We start from the raw sequence: 15,707 nt of genomic DNA, 5'->3' as shown, positions 1-15,707 counted from the left end.
CTAGTCGCCTTTGAACAGACCGATGTATTTCAAGCCGTTGTACTGATCCTTGATCGGCTGCTTGAGCACCAAGTCCGCATCCTGATACCAGAAAATCGCGTTGGCCTGGGTGATCCCCAGCGCCGCGCAGCGCTGTTTTACCGCGTCCAATTGGTCCTGATCAACCGCCGCTTCCTGCAGAATTTCATCCAGAGAAACCTCGGCGTCACTACGCGGGATGATCCCGATAAAGTCTTCGTCATACCACTGCGTGCCAATGTCCTCGCAGAAGCCGCAGAGCTTGTAGCTGGGATCGTCAAAGTCTCCTTCGACCGAATAGTCCAGCTGGAAGTACTCCATATACTGGTCTTCAGGGGCGAAGTTGCTGCCGATCCAGACGTGTACCTGGTTTTCATCGTTGGACATTTATAAGCACCTGCTCAGTTTCATGTGGGATTTATGATTTCTGGCGATTATTCGTTTCGCATCGCTCTTGCTGGTGGCCGCTTTGAGTTCGGCAATCAATTTGTTGTGGAAGTGCCGACCGGCACGGCTTCCGTGGTGGCCGCCATCCGGGACTGGTACGCCTTTGGCATCGGTCACCTTGGTAAAAGTAACCCGGTCAGTGTCGACAACGTACTTTTTAAGCTCCTGGGCCGTGAAGCCCAGTTCTTTGGCCTTGGCTGCGATAGAAACCGGGAACAGCTCATGCTTGCCGCCGGAGCCCCTCAATGCCGCCGAAACAGAGGTTTTGTTGTCTTTGATATCTTGCACCGACGCGGCATTGAACCATTCGTCGAATTGGCCTGACTTCCACGGTGCCCAGCCCAGCGGGTCGATCCAGGTCACCGGGTTCGGCGCGTACTGGTAAAGGTTGATACCACCCGCCAAACCTATCGGGTCGGGGGAGATAAAGCGGCCGATGTCCGGGTCGTAAAATCTGAAGGTGTTGTAGTGCAACCCTGTTTCACGGTCCAGGTACTGTCCCTGAAACCTGAGATTCTGTTCTTCGATGTAATAGGATTCGCGTACTTCCTTAAGGGTATTGCCCCAGACTCGGTAAGTGGCTTGCCAGATGTGATGCCCATCGGCTTCCGTCAGCAGTTCCGGAAGCCCGTTGAAGTCGTTGTGATAGTAGCGAATCCGCTGATGCGCGCCGAGGCCGTCGACCCGGGCCAATGGCTCGTATCCATCGTTTTCGTATATGTACAGGCTGGTCTGCTGGTTGCGTTGTTCTTGCAACAAGCGCGTGCCTTCCCAGACGAAACGTGTTTCACCCAAGGGATAGTCGTGGCTGTCGTGCTCGCTTTTGGCGATACGCCGGCCCAGTGGGTCGTAGCTCATTCGTAGCCGCGTCTCGCCCTGGGCACTTTGACTCCGGACTTCGATCAGGCGGTGTTCTGAGTCATAGGTGAAACGCTGGACGCCACGGCTGCCGCTGCGTTTTTCGACCATGCGGCCAAAGGCGTCGTAGCGATAACGCTTGTCCTGGTAAGTCAGCAACTTGTTATGCACCACCAGCCCGGCGCCCGCATTAGGGCCATCGAGCAAGTTGGCGGCAGCATCGTAGGCAAAGGTTTCGTTCTGGCCTTGCTGGCTGCCCTGGCTGGCGATGATGCGGCCGGTCGCGTCGTAGTGCAGCAATTGTTGTTCGTGGCCTGAAACATGGCGCTCGGTACGCCCGATCAGGTGGTTATTGAGGTCGAACTCGAAGTGCTTCTGTTCCGTTGCGGGAAGGTTGGAGAGTGCCGGATTCGTTCGGCGTAGACGTGAGCGCAGGCGACCGCTTCGATCGTACTCGCTGCGGGTGCTGAGCTGACCCTGGGTACGCATGACTTCACGATGCAGGCGGTCGCGCTCGAAGTCGCTGATGACTTGCCCGTCGAGGTTGATTTGGTGCAGATGGCCACTGCCGTAGGTCAGCCGGTTTAGCCAGCGGCCGTCCGGGAGTTGAGTCTGCACCATGTTGCCGAGTTCGTCGTAGTGATGCTGCAAGCTGCCCGTTGCGCTCTGCTCTGTCAGCAGTTGGCCGTTGGCGTCGTAGCTGAACGCCAGTGCCTGTTGCTGGCCCTGATGATCGGTGAATCGAACTCCAAGTAACTGGTCCAGCAACGAGTAGCTGTAGACCGTGGTGCCGTCGTCGGTTGTCTTGGTCGTCAGCCGCCCCACAGCATCGCGTTGCAGGTGATGGACGATTGGCGCTACCGCAACATCTGGCACCAGTGCGAGGCCGTTGCCATGAGGCGCTGGAAGGTAATCGACACGGATCGGGTGCCCCAGCAAGTCGTAGGTATAGCGGCGGGCGCTGCCGTCCAGGTCCTGCTGCTCGACCAGACGGTCGCCCTTGTCCCAAGTAAAGCGGTAGTGTTCGCCATTTTCATTGGTAAGGGCTTGCAGCCGACCGTAAGGGTCATAACTGAAACGTACCTGTCGGCCTTGAGCGTCGATACGCTGGCGTACCTGGCCACGACTGTCGTACTGATAACCGGTTCCGTGGCCTGCGGGGTCGATGTAGCGCGTCAGCAAGCCATTGGTATCGCGCTGAAAGTGCTCGATTCTGCCATCGGCCAGTTGGCTTTGTAGTAACCGCCCGTGAGCGTCGTACTGGTAAGTCTGGCGTTCGCCGAGGGCATCGGTGATCACCTGCAAGTGGCCGCGCCGATCATAATCGAAGCGAGTCGGATAGCCTGAGCAGTCGACATGTTTGACCAGTTGTCCCAGGCCGTTCCAGTCCAGAGTCTTGCTCCTGCCGCTGGCGTCGATGATCGTCACCACCTGGCCGTAAGCGTTGTAGCGGTACTGGGTAACCGCACCCATGGGGTCGGTTTCCTGGATGCAGTTGCCGCGTGGGTCGTAGCGGTAGCTCCAACTGTTACCGCCTGCATCGGTTTCCACCAACGGCAATGCCCAGTGTTCCAGCCACAGGGTCGACTCGGTGCGTCCCAGAGGGTCGAGGCTTGCGCTAAGGTTGCCGGCCTCGTCATAGCTGAACTGGTACTGCCCACCCTTGGGATCGATGGCCCCCAGCAGTTGCCGCTCCTCATTCCACTGGAAGCGCCAGGTCTGTTGAAGGTTATCGGTGTACTCGATGACTTGCTGCTGGCTGTTCCAGGTACGGCTACTCGTTCGTTGCAGGCCGTCGGTAATACGAGTGATGCCGGCGCTCAAGTCGTAGTCGAACTGGTACTGTTCGCCGTCGTCGGTCCAGTGCCGGACCACCCGCCATTCGCGCTCTTCTATCCACCCCCACTGATAGAAACAACGCAGCCCAGTGGGCAACTGGTGTTCGACCATGCGCCGCCCGCTGTCGTAGGCAAAGCGGCGCTGGACGTGAGTGCTGATGTCTCTGACCTCGGCCAAGTCGCCGGCGCTATCGTAGGCGTAACTGACCAGTAGCTCCCGCTCCCCATCGGGATACAGACATTCGATCTGCGACACGCGCTTAGGCCATTGCGTGCTGTACCCCAGCTCAATCTGGATCAAGTCATCGGTATCGCGTAGTCGCGTGAGATGCCCGCTTTCGGCGTAGTCAAGGTAGATACGATTGTCGTTGCGGTCGCCCAGTTGACTAAGGCGCAGGTGCGTGGGGTCGGCCGGGTTGGGTTCGAATAGCCGATAGAGGCCGTTTTCGCTTTCAATCAGCAACTGGCCGTTGGTGTTGCGCCGCACACTGAGTTTTTCACCCGGGCTGTACACCGCGCTGCCTAGCGCAATACTCCCCATGTCGATGCGTCGGGCTTGCTCGTCGGTATAGATCAGGCGCTCGCCGCCATCGGGGTGGGCTTCGATCTGGACGCTGATTTCGTACGTAACGCTCCAACCCGCACCGAATAGTCCGTCGTGACGTTCGTCGTGGCTGTTGTAGACGCGCTGCCAGTCGATCGGAAAAGGTCCGGGCAAGACAAAGTCCATGTCCTCGCCGCCGCCCAGCACCTTGGCCCCAGTTGGCGCATGCACCGGGTTCGGCGAACCCACTACTGCATTGGTCAGCGCCCCCATGGCCTGGCTGACCACAAACGAATTGACCCCCGCCAGCAACATGCACGGCAGGTTGGCCTTGAAGTTGCCCTTTGCGCCCTTGAGCATCATCAGCGCAGTGATGGCCAGGCCCACGCCTGGGGTCTTGCCGCTGCGGATCTCGCGCACCACCACCGAGCCGCCGCCGATGGTGACGTTGGACGAGACCATGCCGGCGGCAACGACTTTGGCGTCGCAGGTGCTGCGGTCGCCGCTGCGCACGGCGGGCTGGCCGTTGATGGTGACTTTTTCCGAGCCTTCGGCGAGAAACTGCGGCGGCATCGGTGGATGCTTCATGCAGGTCACCAGGTCCAGCGGCTTGGGTTCTGCACCGGGGGCGGGGGTGGCGACGGTGGGGCGCCACATCTGCGAGAAGAAGCCTTTGGCCATGTCCAGGAAGCCGGGCTCTTCGGCCGGGGCCTGTGCCGACTCTGGCGACTCCGGCGCGGGCGGTTCTGCGCTTTCCGGCGTGCCCGACGGGGCGACATGGGAGGGCACGGTGCCCGCGGCACGGGCGGCCGGAATGTTGTTGGTCAGGGTGTCGGTGGAGCCGCTGAGGATGGTGGCCTGCACTGAGGGGGGGAACAGCGCGTTGCCCATCCAGTCGCACATTTTCGTCAGGCCTTTGTCGGCCCCGGTCTTGCTCATGGCCAGCCCGACGATCACCCCCACCACTGCGCCCAGCAGGCAGGCGCCGAGCCCGCCGGTGGCCACGGTGATGCCGGTCGCGGCCACCACGGCGGCGGTAGCCAGGGCAGTAATCGCGACGTTGGCCGCCACCTCCAGCACGCCGCTGAGGATGTCCGCCATCATCGAGCTGTGTTCGAGCCCGTCACCCAGGCGGGCGGCCCACAAAAGTGCGTCAGACATGCAGGGCGCTCGTCACTGAGGTCCGTCGAAATTCAGGGAGCCCTTGATGCTGGCCCAGTGCGCGGCATCGGCATCGCCCAGGGGCTGGGCCTTGACGTAGCTGAGGGCGAGCATCTTGCGCGTGCCCGGCAGCACCAGGGCCAACTGGTACTGGAACACCCGCTCATTGCCCTTGTTGAACTGGCTGCGCAGCTCAAGGGCATCGACCTCTTGCGCCGTGCCGACACGCACCGCCACCCCGGGCTGGTAACGCAGTTCCTGGACCTGTTGTTCGAGTTTCTTCAACTGGCTGTCGAAGCTGCCTTGCAGGGTTTCACCCTCGGCCAGCAGGCTGCGACTGACGATCAGCGAGGTGCCCAGCTCCGGGAACTTGAGGATATTGATCGACGCGTCCAGCAGCTCGCTGGGCGGCAGGGCGAATTGGAATTCGTTGAGGCGATAGGACATGGCGCTGGGCTCTGGTTAGGGGTTGCCCTTGGGCTTGGGAAACATGGCGTTGACGCTGGCATCGATGCTGCCCTTGATGCCCTGGCCTTCCGGGCTCGCGCCGGCGCTGCCGCCGTTGTTCAGGTGCAGCACGCCGCCGGTGTTGAATTCGGCATCGCCCGAGGCATAGAAGCTGATCTGTTTGCCGGTGAGGTTGATCTGGCCGCTGGCGTTCAATTCCAGCACGCTCTCGCCGCAGACCAGGCGCAGGTTCTCGCCGACCTCGATGACATAGCTCTGGCTGATGCTGTCGGTCTTTTTGCCGCCGACCACCAGGATGTCCAGTTCCCCCACCGCACGCAGGCGGGTCGAGCCGATGGTGACCGTTTCGTCACGGCCCACGCTCTTGTTCCGGTCATGCCCCACCGAATGGCTTTCATCGACCTCGACCACGATGTCCTGGTTGCGCTCGGCGTGGATGTACAGCTGCTCCAGGCCCTTTTTGTCTTCCATGCGGATTTCGTTGAAGTTGGCCGGGGAGCCGCCTTTGCTCGAGCGGCTTTTCATGCCGCTCTGGGTGGCGTTGGCGGGCAGGTCGTAGGGCACGCTCTGCTCGGCGTTGTACACGCGGCCGGTGATGATCGGGCGGTCGGGGTCGCCTTCGAGGAAGCTGACGATGACTTCCTGGCCGATCCGCGGGATCTGCATCGAGCCCCAGTTCTTGCCGGCCCAGGCCTGGGAGACGCGGATCCAGCAGGAGCTGTTTTCGTTGGACTGGTCGTGGCGGTCCCAGTAGAAGTGCACCTTGACCCGGCCGAACTGGTCGGTCCAGATTTCCTCGCCGCTGGGGCCGACCACGATGGCGGTCTGCGGGCCTTTGACGACGGGCCGGTGGGTGTCGGCCAGGGGTCGGAAGCTTTGCTGGGCGTCGATGCAGGTCAGGCCGCTTTCGAACTGCGCGCCGCCGCCACCGCCGCCCGACTCCAAGCTTTCCTGGACGATGTAGTAGCGCGCGCCGACGATCAGGTATTCGCGGTTCTGGTCCTGGCGACTGAAGCCGCTGAGGCTGAACAGGTGGCCGGCGCCGAGGCCGCGGGCGTTGCCGCTGAGTTCGACCCGTTCGTGCAGGCTTTGCAGGGCCTCGATGCGGGTGCGCGCGTAGTGTTCGCCGTCCTGGCTCTGGACGTAGGTCCCGGGGTAGTCGTACAGCGGGTAGTCGCCGGCGGTGTGCGGGCGCGGCATGGCTGAGCGCACGTCGATCCGCGCGCTGGGGCGCTGAAAGTCGTAGTCGTTGAGTTCCAGGGAGCCGGGCTGGACTTCCTGCGCCAGGTGCCAGTCGAAGATGTGGTCGCGCTCGCGCTGCTGCTCGTCGCGCGGGTAGTAGGGCACCGAGTCGTAGCCGGGCACGGTGCTGTGGGCGCCGTAGGCATCGGCCAGGACCAGCACGTGGCGGTCTTTTTCATGGCGGAAGAAGTAGTAGATGCCTTCCTGTTCCATCAGCCGGCTGACGAAGTCGAAGCTGTTTTCCCGGTACTGGACGCAGTATTCCCACTCGCGATAAGGCTGGCTCAGGGCGTCTTCGAAGTCGGAGAAACCCAGGTCGCGAAACACCTGCTTGATGATCTGCGGGATGCTCAGGTTCTGGAAAATCCGGCAGTCGGAGGTGCGGCTCAACAGCCACAGCCAGGGGCGCAGGGTCACCTGGTAGCTGGCGAACTGGCCCAGGTCGACATTCTGGCTGCACCGGGAAACGATGCCGTGGAAGTGCCGCTCGCCACCGTCGCTCAGTTGCAGGCTCAGGCTCATGGGCTTGCCCAGGAGCTGGTTGAGGTCGATGGCGGCGTCGTTCGAGGTCAGTTGCAGCTCGTAGTCGAACAGGCGCCCCAGCTCCTCGCCGCCGCCCATGTTTTTCAGCAGCAGAACATCCGGCCCCAAGGGGCTGCTGATCTGTGCCAGCCGTGTGGATTGCGTGAATAACATGGTTTATCTCGTTAGAGGCAATTGATCTGTAGCCGCTACCGCGAGGCTCGGGCCCCGTTCGGTGGCGGCTACAGTCCGTAGCAACATCCCCTTGCGCTCAAACCCCCACGTCACTGAACGCGTAGTGCAATTCGTTGTTGCGCTGGCTGATGCGCACCCCGGCCATTGGCTTGCCTTCGAGCATGCGCGTCAGGAACTCGCGGCTCATGTCCGGCAGCAGGCTGTTGGTGAGGATGGTGTCGATCATCCGTCCGCCGCTTTCGGTCTCGCTGCAGCGCGAGACGATCAGGTCGACCACTTCGTCGTCGAAGTCGAAGGCGACTTTGTGGGTGTTCTCCACGCGCTTCTTGATCCGCCCCAGTTGCAGGCGGGTGATGGCCTTGAGCATGTCGTCGCTGAGCGGGTAGTACGGAATGGTCACCAGCCGCCCGAGCAGGGCCGGGGGGAAGATTTCCAGCAGCGGCTGGCGCAGGGCCTTGGCGATTTCCTCGGGCTCGGGGATGTTCTGCGGGTCCTTGCAGACCTGGGCGATCAGCTCGGTACCGGCGTTGGTGGTGAGCAGGATCAGGGTGTTCTTGAAGTCGATCACCCGGCCTTCACCGTCCTCCATCACGCCCTTGTCGAACACCTGGAAGAAGATCTCGTGCACGTCCGGGTGGGCTTTTTCCACCTCGTCCAGCAGCACCACGCTGTAGGGTTTGCGCCGTACCGCTTCGGTCAGCACGCCGCCTTCGCCATAGCCCACATAGCCCGGCGGGGCACCCTTGAGGGTGGACACGGTATGGGCTTCCTGGAACTCGCTCATGTTGATGGTGATGACGTTCTGCTCGCCGCCGTACATGGCTTCGGCCAGGGCCAGGGCGGTTTCGGTCTTGCCCACGCCGGAGGTGCCGGCCAGCATGAACACGCCGATCGGCTTGCTCGGGTTGTCGAGGCCGGCACGGGAGGTCTGGATGCGCTTGGCGATCATCTGCAGGGCATGGTCCTGGCCGATGATGCGTTTCTTCAGGTGCTGGTCGAGGTTGAGTACCGTCTCCAGTTCGTTGCGCGCCATGCGTCCGACCGGGATCCCGGTCCAGTCGGCCACCACCGAGGCCACGGCCTGGTAGTCGACGGTCGGCAGGATCAGCGGGGTTTCACCTTGCAGGGCGCTGAGGCGCTGTTGCAGGTCGACCAGTTTTTCACGCAGGGCGTGGCTGTCTTCGCTGCCGTCATCGCTGTCCACCACGCCGGCGCGTTCACGCAGGGTGGCGCGGGTCGCCAGCAATTCGTCGACCAGGGTTTTCTCTTCGGCCCAGCGGCTTTCCAGCTCGGCCAGGCGCTCGCGTTCGGCGCTCAGCAGGCCCTCGCTGTTGCTTTGCCGGGTGCCGATGTTGACCCCGATCGCGTGTTCGCGGGCGATGATCTGCAACTCGGTTTCCAGGGCTTCGATCCGGCGGCGGCTGTCGTCCACCTCGGCCGGCACCGCGTGCAGGCTGATGGCGACGCGGGCGCAGGCGGTGTCCAGCAGGCTCACGGATTTGTCGGGCAACTGGCGCGCCGGAATGTAGCGGTGCGAGAGTTTGACCGAGGCCTCCAGGGCTTCGTCGAGGATCTGTACCTGGTGGTGCTGCTCCATGGTCGAGGCCACGCCACGCATCATCAGCAGCGCCTTGTCTTCCGACGGCTCGGCCACTTGCACCACTTGGAAGCGGCGGGTCAGGGCCGGGTCTTTCTCGATGTGTTTCTTGTACTCGGCCCAGGTCGTGGCGGCCACGGTGCGCAGGGTGCCACGGGCCAGGGCCGGCTTGAGCAGGTTGGCCGCGTCACCGGTGCCGGCGGCGCCACCGGCACCGACCAGGGTGTGGGCTTCGTCGATAAACAGAATGATCGGCTTGGGCGAGGCCTGGACGTCTTCGATGACCTGGCGCAGGCGCTGTTCGAATTCGCCCTTCATGCTGGCGCCGGCTTGCAGCAGGCCGACGTCCAGGCTGCGCAGTTCGACGTCCTTGAGTGCCGGCGGCACATCGCCGGCGACGATGCGCAGGGCAAAGCCTTCGACCACGGCGGTTTTGCCGACACCGGCTTCACCGGTGAGGATCGGGTTGTTCTGCCGCCGGCGCATGAGGATGTCCACCAATTGGCGGATCTCTTCATCACGGCCGACGATCGGGTCCAGTTTGCCGCTGCGGGCCTGCTCGGTGAGGTCGACGGTAAAGCGCTTGAGCGCTTCCTGCTTGCCCAGGGCACTCGGGGCCATGGCGCCGCTGGCTTCGCCGGGCACGGCGCCGGCATTGAAGCCGTCGCTGGCGCTGAGGGCGTTTTCCGGCGAATCGCCGATGTATTCGTCAAAGCGCTCGCTCAGGGCTTCGACCTTGATCTTGTCGAACTCTTTGGAAAGCCCCAGCAGCGCGTTGCGCAGGCTTGGGGTCTTGAGGATGCCGATCACCAGATAGCCGGTGCGCACCTGGCTTTCGCCGAACATCAGGCTGCCGTAGACCCAGCCGCGCTCGACCGCTTCTTCGACGTGGGACGAGAGGTCGGTGATCGAGGTCGAGCCGCGCGGCAGGCGGTCCAGGGCTTCGGTCAGGTCGCGGGCCAGGCGCGCCGGCTCCAGGTTGAACTGACGGACGATGCGGTGCAGGTCCGAGTCCTGCAATTGCAGCAATTGGTGAAACCAGTGGGCCAGCTCCACATAGGGGTTGCCCCGCAGTTTGCAGAAGACGGTGGCGGCTTCGATGGCTTTGTAGGCGACGCTGTTGAGTTTGCCGAACAGCGCTGCGCGACTGATTTCACCCATGCTCTGTGCTCCTTGATGTGCGTGAGGTAGTGGCCAGTTCGGCGTAGTGCCGGGCCAGAATTAAGTCATCGGCGTCTTTGCCGGGTTGGCCGAGCCAGGTGTTGAAACCCAGGCGGAAGCGACCGTTGAGTTGCAGCGCGGGCACCTGCGCCTGCTCCAGGACCAGGTTCAGGTCCCAGTCCAGTTCGTGCCCCAGGTACTCGGCGACCCAGGCCACCAGTTCCTTGAATTGCTGGCCGTCGGGGAGCATGCCCATGTAGGCGTCCAGGGACAGCGGCCCGAGGCGGATGCGGAATTTGTGCTGGCGATCCCAGACGTGGCTGCCCAGGCAGAAATCCACCCCCAGCTGATTCGCGCTGACCCCGACCCGGCTGCGCTCGGGCAGCTCCAGCCACTGGCCGACGTATTCCTCGATCTGCACCGGCAGCCCGAAATACTCGCCGATGATCGCCCGCAGGCCGTCGGGGTAACGGGTCTGGGCCGCGAGGTGGCCGCTGTAGTGCAGCTTGGCGGTGTCCGGGATCAGCCCCTGCTTGAGCAGGCTCGGCATGCCGCGCCCGCTGAGGGCGGCCAGGCGCGCCGACCAGTAATCGTCGTCCGGACGGTCGTGGCTGACGGTTGGCCGGGCCTCGGCCCAGGCCCGGTAGAACAGGCTCAGCAGGCGGTGGTGGAACACATCCAGAAAGCGCTTGCTGGTGCTGTCGGCGTTGTTGCGCTGGCGCTCGCGCACGTATTCGGTGATGTGCAGCGGCAACGGGCCGTTGGGGCCACCGAGGCCGAAGAAGAACTGCTCCAGGCGCGCCGGGGCGCCGTCGCCGCCAGGCTCTACCGACGCCAGGGTGGACGGGGCGAAGCTGCAGTCGGCCTGCTGGCCAAGGCGCAGCGGGTCGTCCGCCAGGCGCAGGGAATGGCCGAAGCGCGGCAACTGCGGCGACAGACACTCGATACGCCGCAGCGCCTGGAAGAAATCATATTCCCAGGGCTCGGCGTGCATCGCCGTCAGCGTATTCAAAGAGTCGGACGGCGTCCGGGCTTGGCTTTCCATCGCATGATCTCGCCGCGTTCGGTGGTACGTAGCACCGTCTCGGTAAAACTGTTGATCGACACGTAGCGTGCCAGGAAGCGCTCGAATACCGCGCCGAGGAGAAACACCCCGGTGCCACGGAACGCGTTTTCATCGAATTCGAGGGTGATCTCCAGGCCCCGGCCAAACACGATCGGCCCGGGCATCGGCAGGCGCCGGGTCACGGCCTTGCTGCTGACTTCACGCAGGCCTTCGATCTGCAATTGCAGGGCGGCGTCATTGCTGTCGCCGTACAGGCGCAGCAGTTCGCGCAGTGCGGCGGCGCCCTGGCCCTGTTCGCTCAACGACAGGTAGTTCAGCGACAGCTGGCTGATCAGGCGCCAGGCCTTGCCGTCATGGGCGTGGCTGGGGCGCGGCCGGCTGGGCCCCGCCAGGCAGCGCACGGCTTGCACCGGGGCACTGTCGGCCAGGGTGAAGTCGGTCTTGCTGTTGCCCACGTTCATGAACAGCGGCAGGTCGCGGTTGGTGCACAGGGCGCTGACGCCCAGTTGGCGCAGGTCGTGGCGGTAGGGCGCCTGCTGGCTGTCCACCAGGCTGACGAAGCTTTCGCTGCCGATGTAGGTCGAGCGCGGGCCGTTGCGCCGCTGGTCGCTGGACAGCACCCGCGGTTCGCGGCGCAAGGTGTAGTAGGCCTGGTCGCGGCCGTAGCGCGACGGGTCGCGCACCGCATAGAACGGCAGGAAGGGTTGTTCCGGGCCGGTGCCGTGGCCGCTGATGGCGCTCAGGGAATGGATCTCGAAATCCATCGGCCGGGTGCGGTCGGCGATCACGTGGTGTTCGTTGACCCGGTCCGAAAGGTGGATGCGGTCCACGCGCTTGGGGAACAGGTTGATCGCCGGGGTGCAGAAGGGCACGAACTGCGCCGCGCCGACGCTGCTTTCCAGGCTGGGGTCATGGCGCTCGAAGAGCACGATCAGCTCCAGCTCCTGGCCGCTGCAACGCTGCACGGCGCGACCCAGTTCGGCGAATTCGACGAACAGAAAGCGGTTGGGTAGGGCGAAGTACTCCTGCAACAGGCGATAACCCTGGAAGGCGCGGGGCACCACGGGCAGGGCCGCGTCGCAGTCATCGAAACCACGGGAGCGCAAGGCCCCGGCCGGCAGGCGCTCGACCCAGTTGCCCCCCGGCTGGCGGGCAAACACCGCGCAGGCATTGCCCAGCAGTTGCTCGTAGAGGCGGAACGGTTGTTCGTCATTGCCGTTGAGGTACAGCGGCAGGCTGTCCAGGGCCAGGCTGTTGAACGGCAGCTCGGCACCGGTGCGCAAGGTCAGGCGCAACCCGGCCTTGGCCTTGGGCTCGCTGGCGGCCAGGCGCCCGAGCACCGCCGAGGGGTTGCCGAAGTACTCGGCACTGGCGACCTGCAACGGCCACAACGTCACCGCGTGGGCGGTGCGGTACTCGCAGCAGGTCTGAGTGTCGCGGCCCAGGGCGGCGCGCAGAGTGGTGTCGCGCTCCAGGGTGAAGCCGCCGCTCAGGGAGCCTTCGTCCGGGTCGGCCTGCATCTGCACCACGGTCATCGACGGGGTCGGTGCCAGGTAGTGCGGGTAGGCGATTTCCAGCAGGTTGTGGGTGAAGGTCGGGTACTCGGCGTCGAGCTTCAACTGCACCCGCGCAGTCAGGTAGGCAAAGCCTTCGAGCAGGCGCTCCACATAGGGATCGGCGCAGTCCATGCCCGACAGGGTCAGGCGGCTGGCGATCTTCGGGTATTCCTTGGCGAACTCCGCGGCGCTCTCGCGCACGTGGTGCAGCTCCTGGTTGTACAGCTCCAGCAGGCGCGGGTTCATGGGCGCCTCCGCTGGTCGGCCTGGACCACTCGCACATTCCCGGACTCCAGGTCCAGGTCGGTCTGCAGCAGCAGACGCAGGGGCACCGGCTGGGCCCACAGGTCGCCTTCGATTTCGAAGCTCAGGGCGTTGTGGTTCATCTCGCCAGGGGCGGTTCGCGCCCGCACGCGCAAGGTGTTGCGCAGGATGCGTGGCTCGAAGGTGGCGATGGCCTGGTGGATCAGGCTTTCCAGGGCCGCGATGTCAATGCTCGACGCACTGTGCCCGGCCAGCGCCGGCAGGCCGTAGTTGATCGCCGAGGTGCCGGCCGGGGTGTGCAGCGTGGCGTCGGCGTCGAGCAGGGAGGTGGTGTTGAGCAACCAGGTCAGGTCGCGCAGCACGGAATTCTTCAATTGGGTCAGGGACAGCACACGCTTGTCGGCGCTTTCCTTGAGGTTGCCCGGTTCATCGTCGCTCAGGCGATCGAGCAAGGACGGTTGCAGGCGGTCGCGCGCGGCGATTTCGCTTACCACAGAGGCAGCTCCACGGTCGGGTTGCGAGGGCATGACGTGATGGAGACAGGCATAGCCATGGGTTCAGGCACCGGAGCGGGAGAGGGGCATGGAATCAGGTTCGAAGCGAACCCTGCAGCCGCTGCCACAGGCTGCGAAGGCAACCGGTGGCAGCGCTGCAGACGGAATCAGCGCTTGGTGTTCGAGCGGATGTTCCAGCCGTACTTGATGGCGCCGCCATCTTTGCTGCCGTCGGCTTTCTGCGGCTGATACTCGACCATCACCTGGGCGAAGTTCAGGGTGATGTTTTCGGTCAGGCGATCATCGCTGCCCGAACCGCCGGTGCTCAGCGAGGTGACCAGGACTTCTTCGAGGTCGATGATCATGTACTCGACCTGGCTTTCGCCGCCGGCCTTGCGCACGGTCAGGCGCACTTTGTCGATGTGCTTGCCGCTGGAGCAGAGCATCATCAGGTTCGGCGACGCCTTGTCGACGTACTTGGTCAGCGACAGGTCCTGGATGTTGACCTTGCCTGCGCCACCGCCACCACCGACGTGCATATTGCCGGACTGCGACATGCCCCAGCTCCAGTTCAGGACGTCGATCTCGTCCTTGTGGGCCTTGTCCATGGACTCGCCCTTGATGTCACCGATCTTGATGAAAATATCAACAGCCATGTTTTCTCCCTATGTGGCACTTGCCACGATGTTGGTTCTGCTTCTGTAGCCAGAAGACTGCGTCGTTCGATCCGAGCTGCCGCCGCTGCCTCGTACCTGGGCAGCGGCGACAGGTTATTGCGGTTTACGCGCCCTTGGCGGACGGCAACTTCGAGACCAGGCGCAACGACACGGTCAGCCCTTCGAGCTGGTAATGCGGGCGCAGGTAGAACTTGGAGTTGTAGTAGCCCGGGTTGCCTTCCACTTCCTCGACAATCACCTCGGCAGCCGCCAGCGGGTGCTGGGCCTTGGTGGTTTCGGTGGAGTGCGCCGGATCACCGTCGACGTAGTTCAGGATCCAGTCCTGCAACCAGCGCTGCATCTCGTCCTTCTCTTTGAAGGAGCCGATCTTGTCGCGCACGATGCACTTCAGGTAATGAGCGAAACGGCAGGTGGCGAACAGGTACGGCAGGCGCGCCGCCAGGTTGGCGTTGGCCGTGGCATCCGGGTCGTCGTATTCGGCCGGTTTCTGCAACGACTGGGCGCCGATAAAGGCCGCGAAGTCGGTGTTTTTCTTGTGCAGCAGCGGCATGAAACCGTTCTTCGCCAGTTCCGCTTCGCGGCGGTCGGAGATCGCGATCTCGGTCGGACATTTCATGTCCACGCCACCGTCGTCAGTCGGGAAGGTGTGAGCCGGCAGGTTTTCAACCTCGCCACCCGACTCCACGCCGCGAATCCGCGAGCACCAGCCGAAGTGTTTGAACGAACGGTTGATGTTCACCGCCATGGCGTAGGCGGCGTTGGCCCAGGTGTACTTGGAGCTGTCGGCGCCGTCGGTGTTTTCTTCGAAGGCGAAGGCTTCCACCGGGTCGGTCTTGGCGCCGTACGGCAGGCGCGCCAGGAAGCGCGGCATGGTCAGGCCGATGTAGCGCGAATCTTCCGATTCACGCAGCGAACGCCAGCCGGCGTATTCCGGGGTGGTGAAGATCTTGGTCAGGTCGCGCGGGTTCGACAGTTCCTGCCACGAGCCCATGCCCATCACGGTCGGCGAGGCCGCGGCGATGAACGGGGAGTGCATGGCGGCGCAGACTTTCGACAGCTCGCCCAGCAGCTCGACATCCGGTGGCGACTGGTCGAAGTAGTAGTCGCCCACCAGGCAGCCGTACGGCTCGCCGCCGAACTGGCCGTATTCCTCTTCGTACATCTTCTTGAAGATCGGGCTCTGGTCCCAGGCCGTGCCCTTGAATTTCTTCAGGGTCTTGTGCAGCTCCGGCTTGGAGATGTTGAGCACGCGAATTTTCAGCTGCTCGTCGCTTTCGGTGTTGTTCACCAGGTAGTGCAGGCCACGCCAGGCGCTTTCCAGTTTCTGGAAGTCCGGGTGGTGGATCACCTGGTTGACCTGGGCGGTGAGCTTGGCGTCGATGGCGGCAATGATCGATTCGATCGACTTGATCGCATCGTTGGACACCAGGTCAGTCTGCGCCAGGGCCTGTTCGGCCAGGGTGCGGACGGCGGTTTCGACGGCTTCGCGGGCACGCTCGGTCTTGGGTTTGAATTCTTGCAGCAGCAGCGAGGCAAATTCGCTGGCCTGCTCGGTCCCGGCGGGCTGGGACTGATTGTCACGCATCGATTCGGTCATGA

General features: G+C 63.4%; 10 protein-coding genes. All 10 read right to left on the bottom strand.

Translation table 11 applies throughout. The features are described from left to right. Complete coding sequence (locus tag JFU57_RS06830; RefSeq protein ID WP_078470423.1) at nucleotides 1–405, bottom strand: immunity 22 family protein; 405 nt, start codon at nucleotides 403–405, stop codon at nucleotides 1–3. Next, nucleotides 406–4,866: an RHS repeat-associated core domain-containing protein gene (locus tag JFU57_RS06825; protein WP_201128607.1), complete on the bottom strand. Its 4,461-nt coding sequence runs from the start codon at nucleotides 4,864–4,866 to the stop codon at nucleotides 406–408. It lies immediately after the preceding gene. 12 nt (nucleotides 4,867–4,878) lie between these two features. Then, nucleotides 4,879–5,313: a DcrB-related protein gene (locus JFU57_RS06820; RefSeq protein WP_078470425.1), complete on the bottom strand. Its 435-nt coding sequence runs from the start codon at nucleotides 5,311–5,313 to the stop codon at nucleotides 4,879–4,881. A 15-nt stretch (nucleotides 5,314–5,328) separates the two neighbouring features. Further along, nucleotides 5,329–7,272, bottom strand: a complete 1,944-nt coding sequence (locus JFU57_RS06815; protein WP_078470426.1) for a type VI secretion system Vgr family protein — start codon at nucleotides 7,270–7,272, stop codon at nucleotides 5,329–5,331. 97 nt (nucleotides 7,273–7,369) lie between these two features. Beyond that, nucleotides 7,370–10,051 carry a type VI secretion system ATPase TssH gene (gene tssH, locus JFU57_RS06810; RefSeq protein ID WP_201128605.1) on the bottom strand — a complete coding sequence of 894 codons (2,682 nt, stop codon included), beginning with the start codon at nucleotides 10,049–10,051 and terminating at the stop codon, nucleotides 7,370–7,372. Further along, entirely contained in the window at nucleotides 10,044–11,096 is a 1,053-nt protein-coding gene (tssG, locus tag JFU57_RS06805; RefSeq protein WP_078470428.1) for a type VI secretion system baseplate subunit TssG, read from the bottom strand. Before tssG ends, tssH begins: the two co-directional genes overlap by 8 nt. Next, nucleotides 11,060–12,919, bottom strand: a complete 1,860-nt coding sequence (gene tssF, locus JFU57_RS06800) for a type VI secretion system baseplate subunit TssF (protein ID WP_078470429.1) — start codon at nucleotides 12,917–12,919, stop codon at nucleotides 11,060–11,062. Before tssF ends, tssG begins: the two co-directional genes overlap by 37 nt. Next, the gene (gene tssE, locus JFU57_RS06795; RefSeq protein ID WP_201128603.1) at nucleotides 12,916–13,431 is read right to left on the bottom strand and encodes a type VI secretion system baseplate subunit TssE; all 516 of its coding nucleotides are present in this window, start codon (nucleotides 13,429–13,431) and stop codon (nucleotides 12,916–12,918) included. The genes tssF and tssE overlap by 4 nt, the downstream gene beginning before the upstream one ends. Nucleotides 13,432–13,598: 167 nt before the next feature. Then, on the bottom strand, nucleotides 13,599–14,087 hold the full coding sequence (locus tag JFU57_RS06790; protein ID WP_078470431.1) for an Hcp family type VI secretion system effector: 489 nt from the start codon (nucleotides 14,085–14,087) through the stop codon (nucleotides 13,599–13,601). Nucleotides 14,088–14,211: 124 nt separating this feature from the next. After that, the gene (tssC, locus tag JFU57_RS06785) at nucleotides 14,212–15,705 is read right to left on the bottom strand and encodes a type VI secretion system contractile sheath large subunit (protein ID WP_078470432.1); all 1,494 of its coding nucleotides are present in this window, start codon (nucleotides 15,703–15,705) and stop codon (nucleotides 14,212–14,214) included. Between the last annotated feature and the right edge of the window lie 2 nt (nucleotides 15,706–15,707).

The sequence above is a fragment of the Pseudomonas sp. TH07 genome (genome assembly GCF_016651285.1).
Taxonomy (GTDB): Bacteria; Pseudomonadota; Gammaproteobacteria; order Pseudomonadales; family Pseudomonadaceae; genus Aquipseudomonas.
The sequence above is the reverse complement of the archived record's forward strand: the minus strand, read 5'-3'. Positions and strand labels throughout refer to the sequence as shown.